20 protein-coding genes are annotated in these 21220 nt (G+C 59.2%); 12 read left to right on the top strand and 8 right to left on the bottom strand.

What is annotated here, in order from left to right; translation table 11 throughout:
* Nucleotides 1-32: 32 nt before the first annotated feature.
* Nucleotides 33-1355 carry an outer membrane channel protein TolC gene (gene tolC, locus G5380_RS12770; RefSeq protein ID WP_216952108.1) on the bottom strand — a complete coding sequence of 441 codons (1323 nt, stop codon included), beginning with the start codon at nucleotides 1353-1355 and terminating at the stop codon, nucleotides 33-35.
* Between the two features lie 304 nt (nucleotides 1356-1659).
* Here tolC and nudF point away from each other — a divergent pair, with 304 nt between their 5' ends.
* The 11 genes from nudF (at nucleotide 1660) to parC (ending at nucleotide 12887) form a co-directional block, all read left to right on the top strand.
* Nucleotides 1660-2301: an ADP-ribose diphosphatase gene (gene nudF, locus G5380_RS12765; RefSeq protein WP_421311329.1), complete on the top strand. Its 642-nt coding sequence runs from the start codon at nucleotides 1660-1662 to the stop codon at nucleotides 2299-2301.
* Nucleotides 2264-2752: a DUF1249 domain-containing protein gene (locus tag G5380_RS12760; RefSeq protein WP_196783449.1), complete on the top strand. Its 489-nt coding sequence runs from the start codon at nucleotides 2264-2266 to the stop codon at nucleotides 2750-2752. The genes nudF and G5380_RS12760 overlap by 38 nt, the downstream gene beginning before the upstream one ends.
* Nucleotides 2753-2774: 22 nt before the next feature.
* Nucleotides 2775-3593 (top strand): 3',5'-cyclic-AMP phosphodiesterase, encoded by an 819-nt coding sequence (gene cpdA, locus G5380_RS12755; protein WP_041202814.1) that lies wholly within the window; start codon nucleotides 2775-2777, stop codon nucleotides 3591-3593.
* Nucleotides 3594-3605: 12 nt separating this feature from the next.
* A complete protein-coding gene (locus G5380_RS12750) occupies nucleotides 3606-4193 on the top strand; it encodes a YqiA/YcfP family alpha/beta fold hydrolase (protein ID WP_421209317.1) in 588 nt (195 codons plus the stop codon).
* A gap of 2 nt (nucleotides 4194-4195) precedes the next feature.
* On the top strand, nucleotides 4196-4819 hold the full coding sequence (locus tag G5380_RS12745) for an NUDIX hydrolase (RefSeq protein WP_421209318.1): 624 nt from the start codon (nucleotides 4196-4198) through the stop codon (nucleotides 4817-4819).
* Between the two features lie 36 nt (nucleotides 4820-4855).
* The gene (locus G5380_RS12740; protein WP_421209320.1) at nucleotides 4856-5257 is read left to right on the top strand and encodes a GFA family protein; all 402 of its coding nucleotides are present in this window, start codon (nucleotides 4856-4858) and stop codon (nucleotides 5255-5257) included.
* Between the two features lie 113 nt (nucleotides 5258-5370).
* On the top strand, nucleotides 5371-5613 hold the full coding sequence (locus tag G5380_RS12735) for a DUF1656 domain-containing protein (protein ID WP_033113020.1): 243 nt from the start codon (nucleotides 5371-5373) through the stop codon (nucleotides 5611-5613).
* Nucleotides 5606-6472, top strand: coding sequence for an HlyD family secretion protein (locus tag G5380_RS12730; RefSeq protein WP_215802040.1), 867 nt, complete (start codon nucleotides 5606-5608; stop codon nucleotides 6470-6472). Before G5380_RS12735 ends, G5380_RS12730 begins: the two co-directional genes overlap by 8 nt.
* 1 nt (nucleotide 6473) lies before the next feature.
* The gene (locus tag G5380_RS12725) at nucleotides 6474-8483 is read left to right on the top strand and encodes an FUSC family protein (RefSeq protein ID WP_421311326.1); all 2010 of its coding nucleotides are present in this window, start codon (nucleotides 6474-6476) and stop codon (nucleotides 8481-8483) included.
* Nucleotides 8484-8598: 115 nt separating this feature from the next.
* Nucleotides 8599-10509 carry a DNA topoisomerase IV subunit B gene (gene parE, locus G5380_RS12720; RefSeq protein ID WP_421192158.1) on the top strand — a complete coding sequence of 637 codons (1911 nt, stop codon included), beginning with the start codon at nucleotides 8599-8601 and terminating at the stop codon, nucleotides 10507-10509.
* Nucleotides 10510-10592: 83 nt separating this feature from the next.
* Nucleotides 10593-12887 carry a DNA topoisomerase IV subunit A gene (parC, locus tag G5380_RS12715; protein WP_421206162.1) on the top strand — a complete coding sequence of 765 codons (2295 nt, stop codon included), beginning with the start codon at nucleotides 10593-10595 and terminating at the stop codon, nucleotides 12885-12887.
* Nucleotides 12888-12946: 59 nt separating this feature from the next.
* Here parC and G5380_RS12710 read toward each other — a convergent pair whose 3' ends face one another.
* The 6 genes from G5380_RS12710 to G5380_RS12685 form a co-directional block, all read right to left on the bottom strand.
* Nucleotides 12947-13372: a hypothetical protein gene (locus G5380_RS12710; RefSeq protein ID WP_143182601.1), complete on the bottom strand. Its 426-nt coding sequence runs from the start codon at nucleotides 13370-13372 to the stop codon at nucleotides 12947-12949.
* Nucleotides 13373-14885: 1513 nt separating this feature from the next.
* Nucleotides 14886-16373 carry a peptide MFS transporter gene (locus G5380_RS12705; RefSeq protein ID WP_421352790.1) on the bottom strand — a complete coding sequence of 496 codons (1488 nt, stop codon included), beginning with the start codon at nucleotides 16371-16373 and terminating at the stop codon, nucleotides 14886-14888.
* Nucleotides 16374-16897: 524 nt separating this feature from the next.
* Nucleotides 16898-17800, bottom strand: a complete 903-nt coding sequence (gene atcC, locus G5380_RS12700; protein ID WP_270819166.1) for a cold adaptation protein AtcC — start codon at nucleotides 17798-17800, stop codon at nucleotides 16898-16900.
* An 11-nt stretch (nucleotides 17801-17811) separates the two neighbouring features.
* Nucleotides 17812-18579, bottom strand: a complete 768-nt coding sequence (gene atcB, locus G5380_RS12695; RefSeq protein ID WP_005335887.1) for a cold adaptation protein AtcB — start codon at nucleotides 18577-18579, stop codon at nucleotides 17812-17814.
* A gap of 12 nt (nucleotides 18580-18591) precedes the next feature.
* Entirely contained in the window at nucleotides 18592-19134 is a 543-nt protein-coding gene (gene atcA / locus G5380_RS12690; protein ID WP_421209331.1) for a cold adaptation protein AtcA, read from the bottom strand.
* A 22-nt stretch (nucleotides 19135-19156) separates the two neighbouring features.
* Nucleotides 19157-19441 (bottom strand): DnaJ domain-containing protein, encoded by a 285-nt coding sequence (locus tag G5380_RS12685; protein ID WP_005343121.1) that lies wholly within the window; start codon nucleotides 19439-19441, stop codon nucleotides 19157-19159.
* A gap of 284 nt (nucleotides 19442-19725) precedes the next feature.
* Here G5380_RS12685 and G5380_RS12680 point away from each other — a divergent pair, with 284 nt between their 5' ends.
* On the top strand, nucleotides 19726-20154 hold the full coding sequence (locus G5380_RS12680; RefSeq protein WP_421209333.1) for an EF-hand domain-containing protein: 429 nt from the start codon (nucleotides 19726-19728) through the stop codon (nucleotides 20152-20154).
* 137 nt (nucleotides 20155-20291) lie between these two features.
* Here G5380_RS12680 and G5380_RS12675 read toward each other — a convergent pair whose 3' ends face one another.
* Complete coding sequence (locus tag G5380_RS12675; RefSeq protein ID WP_216952101.1) at nucleotides 20292-21035, bottom strand: DsbA family protein; 744 nt, start codon at nucleotides 21033-21035, stop codon at nucleotides 20292-20294.
* Between the last annotated feature and the right edge of the window lie 185 nt (nucleotides 21036-21220).

Raw genomic sequence — 21220 nt, 5'->3', positions numbered from 1 at the left:
GCGGTCGCCTTTTTCATGTCCGATAGCGGCTATCAGCCTTTGGCTTTTGCCGTGGCAGGCATCAGACCCTGGTTCACTTCCACCAGATCCTGCGCTTCCAGAATACCGGCAGCCTGTTTCAGGCTCAGGATATTGAGAATGTAGTTGTAACGGGCTTCGGAGAGCTTCTGCTTGGCCTCGTACAGCTTGCGAGTAGAGTCCAGCACGTCGACGATGGTACGGGTACCCACTTCGTAACCGGCTTCGGTTGCCTTCAGGGCGCTGTCGGCGGAGACCACAGACTGGCTGTAGGCGCGAACCGAGCCGATGCTGGCGTTCACGTTGTTGTAGGAGGAGCGCACTGTGCTCTGCACCGAGCGGAAGTTCTTCTCCAGCAGTTCACTGGCCGCAACGTAGTTGTATTGAGCCTGTTTTACCTTGGAGCTGGTGGCGCCACCACTGTAGATGGGCAGCTTGAAGGTCAGACCGATATTGGCCTGATTGTCATTGCCGCCGCTCTGAATACTATCCAGCTTGTAATCGGTATTGCTGGTTTGCAGTCCGGCACCCAGATCCAGAGTCGGCTCATGGCCGGTTTTGGCCAGATCGATCTGCTCCTTGGCAATGTCCTTGCTGATGCGGGCACTATGTAGTTGCAGGTTCTTGTCCAGCGCCAGCTCCAGCCACTTGTCGGAACCGAAGGCAGTCTTTTGCGGGCTGAAGCGATCGGTGTTGAGGATGTCCAGGTTGCGGTGATCAACACCGGTCAGCTCGCGCAGGGTCTCGTAGCTGTTGTCCAGCGAGTTTTCTGCATTGATCTCGTCAGCCAGCGCCTGGTCGCGAGAGGCTTCTGCTTCATGGACGTCGGTGATGGCGGTCAGGCCCACTTCGAAACGCTGCTGGGTTTGCTCCAGCTGACGCTCTACCGCAACCTTGTTGGCACGGACGAACTCCAGGGTATCCATCGCCTTGAGCACATCAAAGTAGGCTTTGGCGGTGCGCACCATCAGGTTCTGGATTTCGAGGTTGTAGGCGACATCTGACTGAGTGGCCTGCTTCTCGCTGATATCCAGATTGACCCAGTTACTGCGACGATAGAGGGATTGCGACAGCGTCACCTCACCCTTGGCGTTGGTATTGCTCTGGGTATCGTTCTTGTTTTGCAGATAATTGAGCCCGGCACCCAGATCGATCTGGGGCAGCAGAGGGGCACGGGATTCGTTGATCTTCTCGAAGGCCTGGTCGCGAACGGCTTTGGACTGCAGCAACTGCGGGTCTTTGATCTGGGCTTGCTGGTAGATGTCGAGCAGGTTTTCGGCATGGGCACCGGCACTGACGCCCAGCAACACCATGACTGACAAAAGTGTTCTTTTCATAGATCGTTTTAACCTTATGTAGTAACCCAAACTGGTTGCTGGAGAGGCAAATATTGTCACCGACCAAGCTTGATTGCAGCTTAATCACTCTACTATAAGCAAAATTTAATGCTAAGAGTCTCAGGTCCGGTGACGGGAACGTCAAGAACCGGACGCAGTTTTCTCCCCGCGCGCCTAGCCAAATGGTCTGTGGCTGCTAAAATCCACCCCTCATTACCATGGCACGCCGAGTGAATGAACGTTCATTCATGTTCCTCGGATTTTATGGTCAAACTGATACAAGTCAAGCTGACGGGAGCCCCGGATGTCGCAGCAACCCTTGCCGCAAGATCGGCATTACGCCGCCGATGATGTGAAAATCATTGAAAAATCAGCTGGATATAACGGCTTCTTCAAGGTGAATGTCTATCGTTTGCAGCATCGGTTATTTGCTGGCGGCTGGAATCAGCCCATCGTGCGCGAGCTGTTCGAGCGGGGCCATGCTGCCGCACTGCTGCCCTATGATCCAGTGCGCGACCAGATCGTGCTGGTGGAGCAGTTCCGTATCGGCGCCATGGAGACCAGCCCGACCCCCTGGCTGCTGGAGCTGGTAGCCGGCATCATCGACGAAGGTGAGACCGCCGAGGCGGTGGTGCGTCGCGAAGCGGTGGAAGAGGCCGGTATCGAGGTGACCCGCTGCGAGCATGCCATCAGCTATCTGGTGAGCCCGGGCGGCAGCACCGAGCGGATCGAGGTCTTTGTGGGCGAGGTGGATGCCAGCAAGGCCGAGGGACTGCACGGGCTGGCGGATGAGGGCGAGGATATCCGGGTGCACGTGGTGAGCCGCGAACAGGCCTACGCCTGGCTCAAAGAGGGACGTATCGACAATGCGGCCTCGGTCATTGCCCTGCAGTGGTTGGCCCTCAACCATGGCGAGCTGCGCGCCCGCTGGCTGGCGGATCGCTGAGGTGGCGCTGACCCTGCAACAGAGCAGGCGCTATGTGCCTGATCTGATGTCCTTGCAGCGTACCTGCGAGGTCAATTACATGGCGTTGATGAAACTGCTGCCGCCAGATGGGGAAGTCGGCGCCGAGCGCCGCTATCGGGTCGGCAACGATCTGCAGTTCCAGCTCACCATCATTGGCGAGAGTCGCTTCACCAATCAGGTGATCCTGAGCCAGCACAACCCCGAATTGCCCGAATATTTACAAGCTCAGATAGAGATTCGTTTGTATCATGATGTGCGGATGGCGGAAGTGTGTGCAGCGCAACAGATTTCCCGTTTGCAACCACGTTATGATTATCCCAATAAAAAGATGCACCAGCGGGACGAAAAGGAGCAGGTAAATCTGTTTCTGGCCGAATGGCTAAAATTTTGTCTCAGACATGGTACCAGCCCGATCAATATCTCCAGTTGAACAAATAAAAAGAAGCGTGATTTTGGAAACAGAGCTCCCCCAGGCGCAGGACGGCAGTGTGCGCCTGTTGCAAATTACCGACACCCACCTCTTCGCGAGTGCCGAAGGGCGGCTGTTGGCTGTGCGCACCGCAGAGAGTCTGGCCGCCGTGCTGGAACAGGTGCAGGCCAATGAACACCCCTACGAGGTGATTCTGGCGACCGGCGATCTGTCGCAGGATCACAGCCCGGAATCCTATCAGCGCTTCGCCTCCATGATGGCGCCCCTGGGCCGCCCCATCTACTGGCTGCCGGGTAATCACGATGACAGCCCGCTGATGACCGAATATCTCCATGCCGCCGGGATCAGTGAATCCAAACAGCTGGTGGGCGACCACTGGCAGGTGATCCTGCTCGACACCCAGGTGCGCGGCAAACCCCACGGCATGATTGGCGATCACCAGCTGGCCGCCCTCGACCGTGCCCTGCGTCAATATCCTGATCGCCACGCTCTTATCACCCTGCACCATCAGGCAGTGCCGGTGGGCTGTGCCTGGCTGGATCAACACAATCTCAAGAATGCCGATGACCTGTTCGCCGTACTGGCCCGTCATCCGCAGCAGAAGACCATCCTGTTTGGCCACGTCCATCAGGAGTTTGACGAGGTGCACCGCGGGGTGCGGCTGATTGCCAGCCCATCGACCTGCATCCAGTTCAAACCTCTCTCTGATGGCTTTGCGCTGGATGAATCCGGCCCGGGCTGGCGCTATCTCACCCTCTATCCGGATGGGCGGGTGGCCAGCGAGGTGTGGCGCCTGCCGGTGGGACAGTTTGTGCCCGACCCCAACGCCACCGGTTATTGAGGAGAGCATTGCATGAAGTCGGTTCTCCTTTATCTGCACGGTTTCAACTCCTCACCGGGCTCCGCCAAGGCGCAGCAGATGGCTGCCTGGGTGGCCGCCAACCGGCCCGACATCGAGGTGATCATTCCGGCCCAGCCCAATACGCCAGCGACGGCCTGGGCGGCTATCGAGCAGACCATTGCTGATCTGCAGCGTCGTTATGGTAGTGACTACAAGCTCGGCGCCGTGGGTAGCTCCCTCGGCGGCTTTATGGCGACCCGGGTCAGCGAGCAGTACGGCTGCCGCGCGGCGCTGATCAATCCGGCGGTGTGCCCGCACGAGCTGCTTTGCGACTACCTTGGCCCCCAGACCAATCCCTATACGGGTGAGCAGTACGAACTGCTGCCTCAACATATGGACGAGCTGCGGGCACTGGCGGTACCGGTGACGGCGCCGGAGCGACTCTGGGTGCTGCAACAGCAGGGGGATGAGGTGCTCGACTACCGTAAGGCGCTGGACGAATACCGCTTTGCCCGCCTCTCGCTGGAGTGCGGCGGCGACCACGCCTTCGTGGCGTTCGAGCGCTACCCCGCCCAGATCATCCGTTTCCTCGGGCTTTAATCATGCAACCGCCGTTGGCCGCCTTTCTGGAACAGGTACTGGTCACGGCGCAAGCGGGCCTCACCTACTCCAAAGACCCCTTCGATATCGGCCGTTTCGAGGCGCTGCGAGCGGCCACCGTGGCCCTTATCGCCAGCCAGGGCGAGCTGGCGCCGGAAGCCATCAGCGACTGGATTGCCCTCGACAGTGGTTATCCCACCCCCAAGCTCGATGTGCGGGCCTTCATTCAGAACGATGCGGGCCATATCCTGCTGGTACAGGAGCGCAGCGACGACTGCTGGACTCTGCCCGGTGGCTGGTGCGATATCGGTGACTCGCCGGCGGATGCCGTGGTGCGTGAAGTGGTGGAGGAGACCGGCCTTGAGTGCCGTGCGGTGCAACTGCTGGCCCTGTTCGACAAGCTAAAACATCCTCATCCGCCCCAGCTGCCTCACGCCCACAAGGCTTTCTTTCTGTGCGAGGTGGCCGGCGGCCAGCTGCTGGGCGAAACCGATGAAACCAAAGGGGCGGGTTACTTCCCCATCGACGACTTGCCCCCGCTCTCCCGCCATCGGGTGGTGGCCTCCCAGTTGCGCACCCTCCATGAGCACTTGCAGCAGGGGCGGCGCGATACCCTGTTTGATTGACATCTGAGGAAGTGAACCCGTCTGCAAGGAGGCTGGATGATCAAGCGCATCGGCAATACCCCGATTCAAGAGAAACACAAGGCCAGCTGCCACTGCGGCGCCGTGGTGCTGGAGCTGACCCTGCCGGATGGGGTGGTTGATCCGCGCCGCTGTGACTGCTCGTTATGCCGACGTCGGGGCGCTATCGTCGCCTCGGTGCCGCTGTCCGGCATCCGCATTCTGCAAGGGGAGGAGGTGCTGCGCTGCTACCAGTTCAATACCCGCACCGCCAAACACTACTTCTGCAGTATCTGCGGCATCTATACCCACCATCAGCGCCGCTCCAACCCGGCCGAGTATGGCTACAACCTCGCTTGTCTCGAAGGGGTCAACCCGTTCGAGCTGGGGGCGGTGCCGACGCGCGATGGCGTGCATCATCCAGCGGATCGACAGGTCTGAACAAAAGGGGCTCATATGTACCTGTTGCACCCTGCGGGGCAGTGTTAATCTTTAGCGGCCTGTTTACTTTGCCTCGCCCGGGGCAGGGAATGGCCGAACTCTTCTGAACTTCACTGCCAACAGGGAGCACGTTTGTGACAACTCCTTCTGCGCTGCCGGATCTGGTACTGGGCGCCTCTCTCTACTTTCCGCCGCTGTTCAAGGCGGTGCTGCTCGGCCTGCTCTGCTGGCTGCCGGTGCACCATCTGCTGCGTGACTGGCTCTATGGCGGGGATGTCTGGCACCCCTTGCTGATGGATCTCTCCCTCTTTATCCTCGCCGTCAGCGGCGCTCTATGGATGCTGTTACATGGCTAAATCACCTCTCGCGACCCTCAAATACTTCTCCACCCTGCTGGTCTGCGCGCTGGCGCTGGCGGCGGGCTGGTGGCTGTGGAACTACTACATGCAGGGGCCCTGGACCCGGGATGGCAAGGTGCGCGCCGAGCTGGTCAGCATTACCCCCGAGGTGTCGGGCAAGATCATCAAGATAGCGGTGAAGGACAACCAGCTGGTGAAGGCGGGGGAGGAGATCTTTACGCTCGACCCCGAGCCCTACCGGATCGCCCTCGATAATGCCCGGGCGGCGCTGGCCAAGGCGAAATCGGATCTCGACAAGGCCGAGCATGAGGCGAATCGCCGCAGCGGCCTGTCGCGTAGCGTCATCTCCGCCGAGACGATGGACGAAGCGCGCCTCAATGCCCAGGCGATGCAGGCGGCCTATCAGGTGGCACAGGCCAATCTGGAGAAGGCGGAGTGGTCGCTGGCCAAGACCCGGGTGCATGCCGCGAGCGATGGCTACATCACCAACCTGCAGACCCGGGTCGGCAACTATGCCAGCGCCGGCGTGCCGCTGGTGGCGCTGGTGGATACTCACTCCTTCTATGTGCAGGGTTACTTTGAAGAGACCAAGCTCGGCCACATAGCACCGGGCAAACCGGCTGAAGTGGTGCTCTACAGCGGTGAACAGCGGTTGCGCGGCGAGGTGGAGAGCATAGGGCGCGCCATCCACGATCAGAGCGTCGATGGCGGCAACGGCCTGCTGATCGACGTCAAACCCAACGTGCCCTGGGTGCGGCTGGCCCAGCGGGTGCCGGTGCGGATCAGGCTGCTGGATGTGCCGGCGGACGTGACGCTGATCGCCGGCACCACCTGCACCATCACCATTGGCGAGTAGGGTGAGCGAGTCATTCTGGCTGCGTACCCCCTGGGGGAAGGCGACAGGGGGGCAGTGGCGCTATGCCCTGCGCAATGCGCTGGCCATGTGCCTGTCGCTCTGGCTGGCCTTCGTGCTGCAGCTCGACTCCCCCTACTGGGCGATGAGCTCGGCCGCGGTGGTGAGTTTTCCCACTGTGGGCGGGGTGATCAGCAAGAGTCTGGGGCGGGTGGTTGGCAGCCTGATGGGGGCGATGGCGGCGGTGATGATCACCGGTCTTGGCATCAGCGATCCCTGGCTGTTCAGCTTTCTCATCGCCCTCTGGCTGGGCTTGTGCACCTACATCTCCAACCACTATCAGAACAACGTCTCCTACGCCTTCGCCCTCGGCGGTTACACTGCCGCCATCATCGCCTTCTCCTGCGTCAATGTGGCGGATCCCCACCATATCTTCGATATTGCCCAGGCGCGGGTGAGCGAGGTGATCATCGGCATCCTCTGCGGCGGTCTGATGATGATGATCCTGCCCAGCACCTCCGACAGCGAAACCCTGCTGGAATCCCTGCGCAAGAGCCAAGCCCGCCTGCTGGAGCATGCCCAGCTGCTCTGGCTGGGGGAGATGACGCACGAGGTACGCAGCTCCCACGAGGGGTTGATCGGCCAGATCCTCACCATGAACGTACTACGCATTCAGGCGGTCTGGAGCCATCACCGGCTGCGGCGCCAGAACCGGCTGCTCAACTTCCTGCTCCATCGCCAGCTGCGCCTGATCAGCCTTATCTCCAGCCAGCGCCGCATGCTGCACAACTGGCCAGAACAACCGGAAGGCATTCAGGCGCTGCTCGCCACCCTGCTGGCCGAGCTTGGCAAGCCGGAGTGCGACAAGTATCGGGTCGCGAGGTTGCTGGCTCCCCTGATGCCGACCAGCGAGCATGATTACCGGCTGCGCACCTTTTTGCTGCGGCTGCGCCATTTCTGCTGGAGCTATCTGGAGTGCCAGCGCTGGCTCGACCGGTTGACCCGCTACGACGATCAGGAGTGGCCGGCGCCGCCCCGTCACACCTCCCTCACCAGCCATACCGACACGCTGGAGGCCGCCTACAACGGCGGGCGCACCTTCCTCTGCGTGCTGCTCGGCTGCACTTTCTGGATCAACAGTCAGTGGGATGCGGGCAGCTCGGCGCTCACCATGCTCTCCATCTGCTGCGTGCTCTACTCGGCGACCCCGGCGCCGGCTCAGGGGGCCAACACCATGCTCAGGGCGATCCTGCTGCTCAGCCTCATCTGCTTTACGGTCAAGTTTGGCCTGATGATCCGCATCGACGATTTCTGGATCTTCTGCCTCTTGCTCTTTCCGGCGCTGCTCACCATGCAGCTCTGCAAACAACAGCAGGTGCGGCAGGCGGGCCTCTGGGGCCAGATGATCGTGCTGCTCGGCTCGTTTCTCGCCATCACCAATCCGCCCAGCTACGACTATCAGCAGTTCATCAACAGCAGCCTTGCCCAGATGCTGGGGGTGATGAGCGCCGCGCTGGCGTTTCAGCTGCTGCGACCCAGCTCGGATCGGCGCAAGAGCCGCCGCCTCATCCGCTCCCTGCGCCGCCACTTCATGGAGCAACTGGAGCCCGCCCCGCGCCAGAGCGAGAGCCAGTTCGAGTCGCTCATCTACCACTGCATCAGCCAGCTCGGCCAGAGTCAGGATCAGACCGCCCGCCTCTGGGTATTGCGCTGGGGCGTGGTGCTGCTCAACTGCAGCCATATCGTCTGGCAGCTGCGCCAGTGGCGCGGTGACGAGCACCCCCTCTATCTGGTGCGCGACAACTGTATCCGCAGCCTGAAGGGGATCCTCACCGAGCAGGGGGTGCAGCACGCCTCCTTGGATCGCACGCTGGCCGAGCTGCAGCGGATCAGTCAGGGGCTGGCCAACCATGGCGATGGCACGGCGCGAGAGCTGGCAGGCATGGTGTGGCGGCTGCAAAGTTCGCTCTCCCAGCTGCAACAGGCGCTGCCGGGCCCCGCCGAGGGGAGCTGAAACAGCCTTGGGAGGGGCACAATCCCCTCCGGATCACCCTTTCCCGCAGCCAAGTTTGTCCAATACCCTCCCAACGAGTAAGATTCTCCCCAAACGTCAATTCGCAAGGCCCTCCATGTCTACTCAATACAATGCGGATGCCATTGAGGTCCTCAATGGCCTTGAACCGGTGCGTCGCCGCCCCGGCATGTATACCGACACCACCCGGCCCAATCACCTCGGCCAGGAGGTCATCGACAACAGCGTCGATGAAGCGCTGGCAGGTCACGCCCGCAATCTGGAGGTGATCCTGCATGAAGACCAGTCCCTCGAAGTGATCGACGATGGCCGCGGCATGCCGGTCGATATCCACCCGGAAGAGGGGGTCAGCGGGGTGGAGCTGATCCTCTGCAAGCTGCACGCGGGCGGCAAATTCTCCAACAAGAACTACCAGTTCTCCGGCGGTCTGCACGGGGTGGGTATTTCGGTAGTAAACGCCCTCTCCGATCGGGTCGAGGTGACGGTGCGTCGCGACGGTCAGGTCTACGACATCGCCTTCGAGCGCGGCGAGAAGGTGCAGGAGCTGACCATCACCGGCACCTGCGGTCGTCGCAACACCGGCACCCGGGTGCGCTTCTGGCCGCAGGCGAGCTACTTCGATTCGCCCAAGTTCTCGGTCACCAAGCTGGAGCACCTGCTCAAAGCCAAGGCGGTACTTTGCCCCGGCCTCACCATCAAGTTCCTCGACAAGAACACCGGCATCAAGCTGGAGTGGTGCTACGAAGATGGCCTCAAGGATTACCTGATCGACGCGGTCAAGCAGTACACCTGCCTGCCGGAGCAGCCCTTTATCGGCTCCTTCAGCTCCGAACAGTCGGCGGTGGACTGGGCACTCTGCTGGTTGCCGGAAGGGGGCGAATGCCTCGCCGAATCCTATGTGAACCTCATTCCCACTGCGCAGGGAGGTACTCACGTCAACGGTCTGCGTCAGGGTCTGCTCGACGCCATGCGCGAGTTCTGCGAGTTCCGCAACCTGCTGCCGCGCGGGGTCAAGCTGACTCCGGAAGATATCTGGGATCGCTGCGCCTACATCCTCTCCATCAAGATGCAGGATCCGCAGTTCGCCGGTCAGACCAAGGAACGCCTCTCCTCCCGCCAGAGCTCGGCGTTCGTCTCCGGCGTGGTGAAGGATGCCTTCAGCCTCTACCTGAACAGCAACACCGAGCTGGCAGAGCAGATTGCCGAGATCTGTATCAGCAGCGCCCAGCGCCGGATGCGCGCCGCCAAGACGGTGGTGCGCAAGAAGATTACCCAGGGCCCGGCACTGCCCGGCAAGCTGACCGATTGCGGCTGCGCCGACCCCATGCAGGGTGAGCTGTTCCTGGTGGAGGGTGACTCCGCGGGCGGCAGTGCCAAGCAGGCGCGGGATCGCGAGTTTCAGGCCATCATGCCGCTGCGCGGCAAGATCCTGAACACCTGGGAGGTGGAGGCCGGTCAGGTGCTCGCCTCGCAGGAGGTGCACGATATTTCCGTGGCCATCGGTCTCGACCCCGACTCCAACGACCTCTCCGGTCTGCGCTACGGCAAGGTGTGCATCCTCGCGGATGCGGACTCGGACGGTCTGCACATCGCCACCCTGCTCTGCGCCCTGTTTGTGAAGCACTTCCGTGCGCTGGTGGAGAAGGGCCACGTCTACGTTGCCATGCCGCCGCTTTACCGGATCGATATCGGCAAGGAGGTCTACTACGCCCTCGACGAGGACGAGAAGAACGGCGTGTTGCAGCGGGTCGAAGCCGAGAAGAAGAAGGGCAAGGTGATGGTGACCCGATTCAAGGGCTTGGGCGAAATGAACCCGAAACAGCTGCGGGAAACCACCATGGATCCCAACACCCGCCGTCTGGTGCAGCTCACCATGGATCCGGCAGGGGAGAGTGAAGGGGATGCGGCTGACGAGACCCTGCAGCTGATGGACATGCTGCTGGCCAAGAAGCGGGCGAGCGATCGCCGCGAATGGCTCGAAGAGAAGGGCAACCTCGCCATCATCTAAGCCGTCGGCCGGCCCTGTCGGGGCTGGCAAGTATTTAGCCGGAGTCGCCCTGTGGCGGCTCCCGAACCGAAAGAGAAAATCACATGAGTGATGCTATCGAGCTCAGTCTGGACGGGGTAGAGCGCCAGCCAATGCGCACCTTTACCGAACAGGCTTACTTGAACTACTCCATGTACGTCATCATGGATCGGGCCTTGCCGCATATCGGCGACGGCCTCAAACCGGTGCAGCGGCGCATCATCTACGCCATGAGCGAGCTGGGGCTGTCGGCGCTCTCCAAGCACAAGAAATCCGCCCGTACCGTGGGTGACGTGCTGGGTAAGTACCACCCGCACGGCGACAGCGCCTGTTATGAAGCCATGGTGCTGATGGCCCAGCCCTTCTCCTACCGCTACCCGCTGGTGGATGGTCAGGGCAACTGGGGGGCACCGGACGATCCCAAATCCTTCGCCGCCATGCGTTATACCGAAGCGCGGCTGTCGCGCTTCTCCGAGCTGCTGCTCTCTGAATTGGGACAAGGCACGGTGGAGTGGACGCCGAACTTCGACGGCACCATGAAGGAGCCGGTGGTGCTGCCTGCCCGCCTGCCGCACATCCTGCTCAACGGGGTGACCGGTATCGCGGTGGGCATGGCAACCGATATTCCGCCCCACAACGCGCGGGAAGTGGCCTACGCCTGTGCCGAGCTGCTCGACAACCCCAATGCGGGGCTGGATGTGTTGATGCAGCACATTCAGGGGCCGGACTACCCGACCAACGCCGAGATCATCACGCCGCGCGACGATATCCGCAAAATCTACGAGACCGGCAAGGGCTCCATCAAGCAGCGTGCGGTCTGGAGCGAGGAGGATGGCGACATCGTCATCACCGCGCTGCCTCATCAGGCCTCCGGCGCCAAGATCATGGAGCAGATTGCCGCCCAGATGGTGGCGAAAAAGCTGCCGATGGTCACCGACCTGCGCGATGAATCGGACCACGAAAACCCGACCCGTCTGGTGATCGTGCCGCGCTCCAACCGGGTGGATGTAGAGGGGCTGATGGCCCACCTGTTCGCCACCACGGATCTGGAGAAGAACTACCGGGTTAACCTCAACATTCTCGGCCTCGACAACCGGCCGCAGGTGAAGTGCCTCAAGACCATCCTCAGCGAGTGGATCCAGTTCCGCCGCGAGACCGTGCGTCGCCGCCTGCAGTTCCGCCTGGACAAGGTGCTGGCTCGCCTGCACATCCTCGAAGGCTTGCTGATCGCCTACCTCAACATCGACGAGGTGATCGAGATCATCCGCACCGAGGATGAGCCGGGCAAGGTGATGGTGGAGCGCTTCAACATTACCGAGACCCAGGCCGAAGCGATCCTCGAGCTTAAACTGCGCCATCTGGCCAAGCTCGAAGAGTTCAAGCTGCGTGCCGAACAGAACGAACTGGCCGAAGAGCGCGACAAGCTGGAGCTTATTCTGGGCTCCGAGCGTCGCCTCAACACCCTGCTCAAGAAAGAGCTGCTGGCCGATGCCGAGAAGTACGGCGACGATCGCCGCACCCCGCTGGTGGAGCGGGCTACCGCCGTGGCGCTGACCGAGAAAGAGTTGGTGCCGAGCGAGCCGGTCACCGTCATCCTCTCCGACAAGGGGTGGGTGCGCGCTGCCAAGGGCCACGACGTAGATGTCGAGGGGCTCTCCTACAAGGCGGGGGACAACTACCTCACCCACGCCTGTGGCCGCAGCAACCAGCAGGCGGTGTTCCTCTCCACGTTGGGGAGAACCTACGCCCTCGAATCTCACACCTTGCCATCCGCGCGCAGTCAGGGTGAACCGCTCACCGGCCGCTTTGCGCTGGGGGCTGGGGAAGAGGTGCGTCATCTGGTGATGGGCAACGAAGGCGAGCCCTACCTGATCGCCAGCGACGCCGGTTACGGCTTTGTCTGCACCTATGACGACCTTATCGGCAAGAACAAGAACGGCAAGGCGCTGCTCACCGTGCCGGAAGGGGGGCAGGTGATGGCACCCCAGAAGATCGGCTCGCCGGAGACCGATCTCTGCATGGCCATCTCCAACGAAGGGCGCATGCTGCTGTTCCCGCTTAACACCCTGCCGGTGCTCGGCAAGGGCAAGGGCAACAAGCTCATCAGCATTCCGTCGGCTCGGGTGAAGGCGCGGGAGGAGTTTGTGGTGATGGCCGCCGTCATCCCGCAGGGCCAGTCGGTCACCTTGTTTGCCGGCAAGCGCAAACTGACCCTCAAACCCTCTGATCTCGATTACTACCGCGGCGAGCGCGGTCGCCGTGGCGCCAAGCTGCCCCGCGGTTTGCAGCGAGTCGATCGCATCGAGATTGAACCCGCCGCCGGTGCCGAACCGGCAGCCGGGGAAAATCAGGCAGGGTAATTTATAAATGAAGGGCGCGAAAGCGCCCTCATGAAATCAGAAGTATATTTGGCTGTTACTTAGTTTAAATTTAAGCCATTAACAACTGTTCCTACACAAAGTCTATTGAAAAATGTCCCACTAGTATTTGTATAAGTGACAACTTTTCCATTTATAACTATGGTCGCTATTTCGGTGCCATCATTATAACTCTGAACGAATACTAGCTTATCAGATGAAGAGTTTACATCTACGAATTGGCCTGAATAAAGGTCAGTGGTCATTTTATATCCAGACTTGTCTTGTGTGATCGAAAACTTCATATTGTCAAAGTAGTTTTTTTCAAAGTCACGTGTTTGAAATTCATCATTGGTTGGTTTAAAAATAACTGCGGCACAAGTTAAATTTCTAAACTTACCCTCCATTACAACTCGATTTGCATTTGCAGAAAAAGGTAAGAGAGTTAACATTGTAAAAAGGGAGTGTATAATCACTTTGAGGGTCATTGTTTGTACTTATATCCGGAAATTATTTTACGGTTTATTATAAATAGCTAACGCAGTTATTTCTTCATGCTTAACCTCATGAATTACAACTGTAGTTTTTGAACCATGATATCAATGAGTCAGAGGTCGATGAGTATTTAAGATTGTTTATCTCAACATACTCAATAAAATCATCCCCTATAACTTCGACAGATTTATGCTCTATGCAGTTATATTTTTTTTCATCATGAGATTTCATAATCGAGAAGGTACTTTTATAAATGTCACCTAACTCAGCCTTTTTATTAAAACACGTCTGCGAGTCTATGTAATCATTACAATCCATAGTAAATAGAAGTGCGGCATCCCAAGCATTATTGGGATAATAATATGAAAACTGAGCTGCGGATGGTTTTGCACATCCAGTTATAAAAATACAACAGCTAATGGTTATCAGATATAAACGCATTACATTCTTCCCTCACAGTATGGTTCTGCACCACCAGCTCGGCTATATGCACTTCGTAAGCCACATCGATTTCCTTGGGCATCAAGGTCACCTGGGCAAGCACAGTTACCTGTATAACTTGAAGAGTTGTTGGTATTGTTCTGAGCTGCTCCCGCAGCTCCCAAGATCATCACGGTTACCAATACAACATCAGCTGCGACAGCCGCACTACATTTTGCATAATTGAAACGTTCTTTTTCTGCAGCATATTTCTCATCGCTACAATATGTTTGGCTTACACATCCAAATAGGAAAATTGTGCATGCAGCGACTATGAATACTCTCATCCTCGTCCCATTCTCATTGAGTTATTTGTTTTTTAAATTTTAATTAATCCTGATGAAATTGCAGGTAAAAGTTAAGGTTTTAATTGAGGCTGTTCAGCGTGAATACAGCTTTGTTGGTAACGGTGGAATATATTGTTGGATGTTGTTTTAATTTTGTTTTATCAAAAGGCTGATTAACGAGACATAGCCCGTAGGTCTGATTAGCGAAGTGTAATCAGATGATCGCGAAAACAGGTTGCCGCAATTCTACATGTGCTCCAGCTGATCTCTTTTCTATGTCCATGGCCACCGGGATTGCGGTGCGGACGATTACGCTTCGCTAATCGACCCTACGCGTTCCTGCTTGATTTAACGCTCTGCTGCTTGTCGGTGGTTTGCTCTCCCTCCTCACCGACCTTTCTCCCTTTATCTATGGCAAAGAGTGGGAGAAGGAAGTAGAGATCGCAGCCATTGATAGTGACCGTGGTATGGCGTGATAGCTAAGCGTGACAGCTTCGGCTACAGAGTGGCAGGTGCTGATCCCCTCTCCCTTTGGGAGAGGGTTAGGGTGAGGGGAGCCGACGATAGGGGTAAACACCATAGCAAGCGCAAGGTTGCCAACCTGAAAAAGAGCTATCCATCCCGCCAAAAGAGAGGGCCCCGCCATCCATGATGGCGGGGCCCCTTGCATTATCAGCTGCGTTGCCGATTCAACCGTTCGCACTGGCAGGGGCCACTGAAATGGCTGGCCCGAACCCGATTAGACAGGAATGGCTGTCGCTGCCGGTGACGGGGTGATTTTGGAGGCGATCAGCTGGCGCAGGCGGGACACCAGCAGCAGCAACACCACGCCGCCCGCCAGCGAACCCCAGCCCAGCATATTGAACACCGAGCTGTAGCCCGGGTTGGTGGCGACCGGGGTGCTGCCGATATTTTGCGGCATGGCGCCGGAGACATAGCCCGCCAGCACCGAGGCGACGCCGGTCACCATCATCCAGCAACCCATCATCAAGCCTTGCAGGCTGGCGGGGGCCAGCTTGCCAATCATGGCGTAGCCGATGGGGGAGATGAGCAGCTCGCCAAAACTCTGCAGCACATAGCTGATGGCGATCCACTTGAAGGCGACCAGCCCGTCGGCCCCCGCCAGATGGATACCGAGCGGCAGCACCAGCATCCCCAATCCCATGCAGAACAGGGAGGCGGCAAACTGGGAGGGGATGTCGATATTCCACCCCTGTTCGCGCAGTCGCTTGAACAGCAGCGCCATCAGGGGGCCCCCGATGACGATGACGAGGGTGTTGATGTTCTGGATCCACTGGGGGGCGACCCGCAGCCCGAACACGTTGAGGTTGATGTTGTGCTCGGAGAAGAGCATCAGCCCCATGGGCGCCAGCTGGTAGAGCGACCAGAAGATAAGGGAGCCGAGGGCGAGGATCAGGTAGGCCACCATGCGGCTGCGCTCGGCGGCGTCCGGGTGGCGGGCGGTCATCACGCAGAGCAGCACCAGCACCACGGCCCCCAGGATCAGCACAAAACTGCCGCTGAAGCTGGCGTGGGTCAGCAGCAGGCGCAGCGCCGGCACCAGCATGGCCAGAATGGCGATACCTGCCAGCATGCGGCGGTAGAAGCCGCTCCCTTTGACGTGGCGCAGCGGGGTGCTGATATCCGCCAGAATCGGCCAGCAGGCGAAGGTGGCAATAATGGCGATGATGTTGCCCAGCGTCGCAAACAGGAACAGGGTGCGGTAATCCTCGGTGAGCTGGAAGTAGCCCGCCACCGTGAAGCCGATAAAGAAGCCCAGATTCATCCCGGCGTAGTTCCACAGGAAGGCGCTCTCGCGGCGGTGATCATCCGGGGCGAAGCGCTGGGTCAGCATCATGTTGAGGCAGGTGACGTTGAGGCCGCTGCCGGTAAGGAACATGGCGAGCCCCCAGTAGAGGCCGGTGATCCCCATCTCGGCGATGAAGTAGCAGCCGATCACCTGCAGCACCATCCCCATCACGAACAGGTTGCGGTTGCTGAGGTAGCGCCCGCCGAGATAGCCGCCAAACAGGTGCAGGCCATAGTTGAAGGCACCGAAGACCCCCATCATGGCGTTGGCCTGGGATTCGCTGAAGCCGAGCCGCTTGGTGGCGTAGAGCACCAGGGTGGAGTAGAGCACGGCAAACCCCAGGGTCGAGAAGGTCTGGATAAAGAACAGCGCCCCGGAGCCGGGGGGAATGGTGGGGTGTTGATTCGAAGCGCTCACGGTCTGTCTCCTGTGAGAAGAGAAAATCACAACTCATCCTGAGAGCGTACCGGTCTGCTGCCGGCTAGCCTTGTGCGCTTCCATGCTGGTCTGAAGGCCGGTCTGTCATTTAGCGGCCAAGCGGTGCAAATAGCCATACCTGAAATTTAATCTGGCGCGATTAATTGCTTTTTATTGATCTATTCCGCCTTTTTATGCGTGATTGAGCCGTGGTTTTAGCTCGATTTACCACGTGATTGCGACACGGTTGATGTGATCCAGTCGGCTATTTGGTGCCGATTATGGCGCTGTAACGGGATCTTCGTCCCGCTTTGTTGCCCCGAAACGCAGCTGGTGCCAAGTTGTTGTATTGCAGGTTGTTTATTCATCCTCGGGTCTTGAGTGAATAAATATCGGGAAGAGAAGGGGTTGCCTCAGGGTGACTTGCGCGTGTTCTCTCTTTGCTTGGGAGAGGTGAGGGGAGGATAGAACAACGCCCGGCAGGCCGGGCGTTGTGGTGCGACTGATGGGCGGCGAAAGCGGCCTTAGAAGTCGTGGTAGAGCGGCCAGCCGAGCAGCGGGTGCTTGAGACCAGCGCGCATCTCGACGTTGTCGAGCTTCTCCGGCGAGGCGTTCTCTTTTTGCAGCAGCTGGTACTGGCGCACAAAGCCGAGGGTGTGCAGCAGGTTGGGCACAAAGCCGGGGCTCAGCTCCTGACGCAGGGCGGCGGCCATGTCGGCAGGCAGCGCGCTTAGCATCAGGGCGAGCTGGGCGGCGAGGTAGTCGGTGTCATACCAGCCCTCGTCGAGCTCAATCTCCCGCGCCAGCTTGCGCTTGAGATCCTGCTTCACCTTGAGCGGGGCGGCGCCACTGCCCTTGCCGCAGAGGATGCGGTAGAGCAGCGCTTCGGCCAGCTTGTCCTCCATGGTGGGGTGGTCGCTCTCGCAGGCGAAGAAGTGCTGGTCGATGAGCTCCATCAGGCGGCTCTTGTTGTGCTCGGTCAGCGCCTTCTCGTACTCCTGCCACCCTTGCCACTCCTCCACATCGGGCGGGCTCGAGATCTTGTCCAAGAGGCGCGCATCCACATCACCGTAGAGGCTGTTGCCGCCTTGCTTGGGGCTGACGGTAATGAGCATCGACCAGCCCTTCTGGAACGGCTTGATGGGGCCTTCCGGCGCCTGCAGCAGCGCCAGTGCCTTGGCCGGATCCCGCGCCGAGAGCTCCTGCAGGCCGAGGCTCACCACGCCGATGACGTCGTGGGCCGCCTGCTCCAGCAGGTGCATCTTGTACTTGTTGTAGTACTTGTCGGCGAATTTGAGGCTCATCAGCACCGCCTTGCCCTTGATGGCGGCCAGCTGCTGCTGACTCAAGAGTTCGTTGTCGCGGCCAAAGCGCAGCACCTGAGTCAGAAAGGGGCCCTGGTTGGCATCGCGAATGACTAACTGCATGAATGGGCTCCTTAATCGAGAAAGCTGAACATGTCGTCGACGTCGCCGTACTCGTCTTCCTCGACCTTGTTCTTCTCTTTGGCCTGCATCACCAGCTCGGCGGCAAACTTGTTGATGATGCCGTCCCAAGTGGAGTGCTCGTTGCGCAGCAGCGCCTTGATGGCTTTCTCCACCTCTGGGGCCAGCTCGCGAATGAGCATCAAGAGGCTGCGCGGGTCGTCCAGCGCGTAGTCGTGGACATCCTCGCTCTGCTGGCGCTCGCTGTAGCGCAGGGACTCTTCGAGATCTTCCTCTTCGGCATGCAGCACGTCGCGATAGCCTTCGTCCTCTTCATAGCGATCGCCGCGATAGAACTCGATAAAGGGGATGGCGAGGTAGAAGAGACCGGCCGGGTCTTCGGCCACGCACTCGAGGATCTCGCGCTGTTTGGCCTCGCTATCCTGGGTGCGGATCAGGTAGTTGAGGAAGTCGAAGGTGTGCTGTTGCAGCTCGTCGGCGTTGTTCTTGATCGCCTCTTCCCAATAGAGCGGCTGCTGGCAGACGATGTCGCGGATCCGCTCCGGGGTCATCAGCTCGGAGATGATGGAGGGGAAGGAGATGTCGTGCTGGCCGTTAATCTGGGTCAGGGTAACGATATCAATGTTTTCAATCACTTCTGCCAGCTGGTCGTCAGACATGGTCTTGGCGATCAGCTCGAACTTCTCGCTGGCCTGCTTCGGCTCGATAACGGCCAGCTCTTTGATCTCGATGGCGGTAATTTCTATCAGACTGTTGCTCATGCCTTGCCCCAATTAGAAACGGACTTCGTCGTACATATCCTGATCGCCGTTGTCATCACCATAGCGGTCACTGCCGCCATGGTAGTCGGCGTCGGCATCTTCCCCGTCTTCATCTTCTTCGTCGCGCAGCTCATAGTCGTCATCGCCGCGGTGGCTGCCGCGCGGCAGCGGGTTGTCGAGCAGAAACAGCACGGCGCAGGCTTCCATCAGCTGATCTTCGCTCTGGGCCCGCACCGCCTTGACCAGTGGCAGGGCGGCGTTGTTGAAGCCGACGCTCACCTTGAACTCGTCCCAGCTCGGCTGCTCGCCGCTGGTGAGCCACTTGTTCCACTGCGACTTGGCCTTGGCCGGGAACTGCACCCGGCCATAGAGGGCCAGCGGCAGATACTCGGGCATAAACTCCAGCATGCTCATATCGGCCAGCAGCAGGCTCTTCATCTGGTCGGTGAACTGTTCCAGCCCCTTGGGGTCGTCCTGATCCCGGTAGGATTCGATGTTTTCGCTGGCATCGCTTTGCAGCGACTTGAGCCGCGCCTGGTCCCATCTCTTTTGCATAGTTGCTCTTCTGCCTGCTGTTTCAGGGGTAGAACTGATCCCACATCTCCTGCATGGCGGAGGCGGGGTCGGTCACGATGACGTTGTTGAAATCCTTGATAAAGGCGGCTCGCTGTTTCGGATCGGACAGCACTTCATAGGCCTGCTTTACCTGGTGCAGCTTGATGGCTGCCTGCTCTTTCTCTTCTTCACTGGCCCCGTGCAGCTTGTCGGGGTGGTACTGGTTCGACAGCCGACGATAGGCTTTCTTGATGTCGTTTTCGCTGGCGTTGGACTTGACGCCCAGCACCCGAAAGTAGTTGTTCATGGCAGATCCTGCATCACTGGCATCATAGGATTCACGCTGCGAGTGCCTGATGGTGGGGATTGGCAAACCAGGCACGGCAAAAACCCGTCATTTTAGCGGAAACCTCCCGCCATCGCCATGAATAGGACGCAAGGTCACTGGCAGAAAAGCGTGACGGGGCACCTTGGGATCTGTCTCCCTGTCGGGAATAGCCCAGGGACTACACTACAGGAGGCGCCGGGGATTATCTTGGCGATCGTCAGTTGGCCTCGCGTACCGAGACCCTTACTAAGGAATGGACAGCCATGCTCAAATTTTATCTTCTGCCTATGGTGCTGCTTGGCGGTTTCGCCATCGCTGCCGATGAGAGAATCGATGAGCCCTTGATGTTCATCAAGGGGGACATTACCAAGGCACAGTTTATGGAAAGAGCCGAGCAGCGTTTCACCCGGCAGGACAGTGACAAGGATGGCACCCTCTCGATTGCCGAGAGAGAGGCAGCCATGGCCAAGATGCACGAGGCAATGCAGCAGTCAGGCAAGGCCATGCCTGGCAAGATGGGGAACATGGGCAACATGAGGCCGATGCAGGACACGACCAGGGAACAGTTCATGGCGCATCATGAGGCTCTCTTTACCCAAATGGACAAGAACGGAGATGGTGTGCTTGACGAAGCCGAGCGTACCAGTGCCAGAGGGCGGCTCGGGCAGGGGATGATGGCGCCCGCCCAATAGAGCTGGTTTGTCACCTTTCTTTCCTGAAATAAAGAGCCCGGTAGTGATACCGGGCTCTTTGCATGGAGACGGGGTGACCTGAGGGCTCACCATTGTCGCAGTGCGAGCGCTTCCTGCCCCTGCGGGCGACCCCGACCTTAGCTCTGCCTGGCCAGCTCTGCCTTCACCAGCTGCTCCAGCTCCTCATAGGGGATGGCGCCCGACACCAGCTGGTTGCCGATCAGGGTCGCCGGTGTGCCCTGTACACCCAGCAGGGTACCAATGCGCAGGCTGTTGCGCAGCTCCTCGGTGGCTTTACCCTCCGGTTTGAGTGCCACATTGCCGGTGGCCGCCAGCGCCTTGTTGATGTCCGCCTCGGTCAGCATCCCCTGCTTGCTCATCAGCTTGTCGTGCAGGGCGAAGAAGCGGGCGGGATCCTGTTGCCACAGGGTCAGGCTGTACTGGGCTGCCTTGGCGGAGCTCTGCCCCTTGAACGGCAGCAATTTGATCACCAGCCCCAGATCATTCGGATAGGCCTTGAGCAGCCTGGTCAGCTGGGGATCGAACTGCTTGCAGTAGGGGCAGTTGTAGTCGGTAAACAGCACCAGCGTCAGCTTGGGGTTTTTGGCACCCAGGCGCGGGCTGGTTGCGCTGTTGAACAGCACATCCTTGTTGCCCTTGATGAAGTTGCCAAGCTGGGCCTCCTGGGCTGCGGCATTCTGCTTCTCCCAGGACTCGGCCGCCTCGTCGAGGATCTTGGGGTTGGCGATCAGAGTCTCGCGGATCAGCTCCTTGATGCGTGCTTCCTGTTCAGGGGTGAAGGGGGCCGCGTGCAGGGTCGGAGCCAGCAGGGTTGCGCAGAGAGAGGCCAGCAGGGGCAGGGCGCTCAGAGTCGGTTTCATGGATACTCCTTAAAATCGGGTAGTGCCAGCCTGAAGTGGCCAGCCTTGTGCAAGCTAGTCGGCAGTCGTCGTGGTTGCGTCGGGGCAGCAAGGTATTCCCCTGCAACAACGCCATGCCGTAAATCTGTTTTCAGTACGCCGCAGTCGTGCCCCGTTGGTGCAAGAAGGCGGCGATGGTCTCGCAA

The organism is Aeromonas sp. 604443 (assembly GCF_049170315.1).
Lineage (GTDB): Bacteria > Pseudomonadota > Gammaproteobacteria > Enterobacterales > Aeromonadaceae > Aeromonas > Aeromonas veronii_A.
This window is presented reverse-complemented; position numbering and strand designations above follow the sequence as displayed.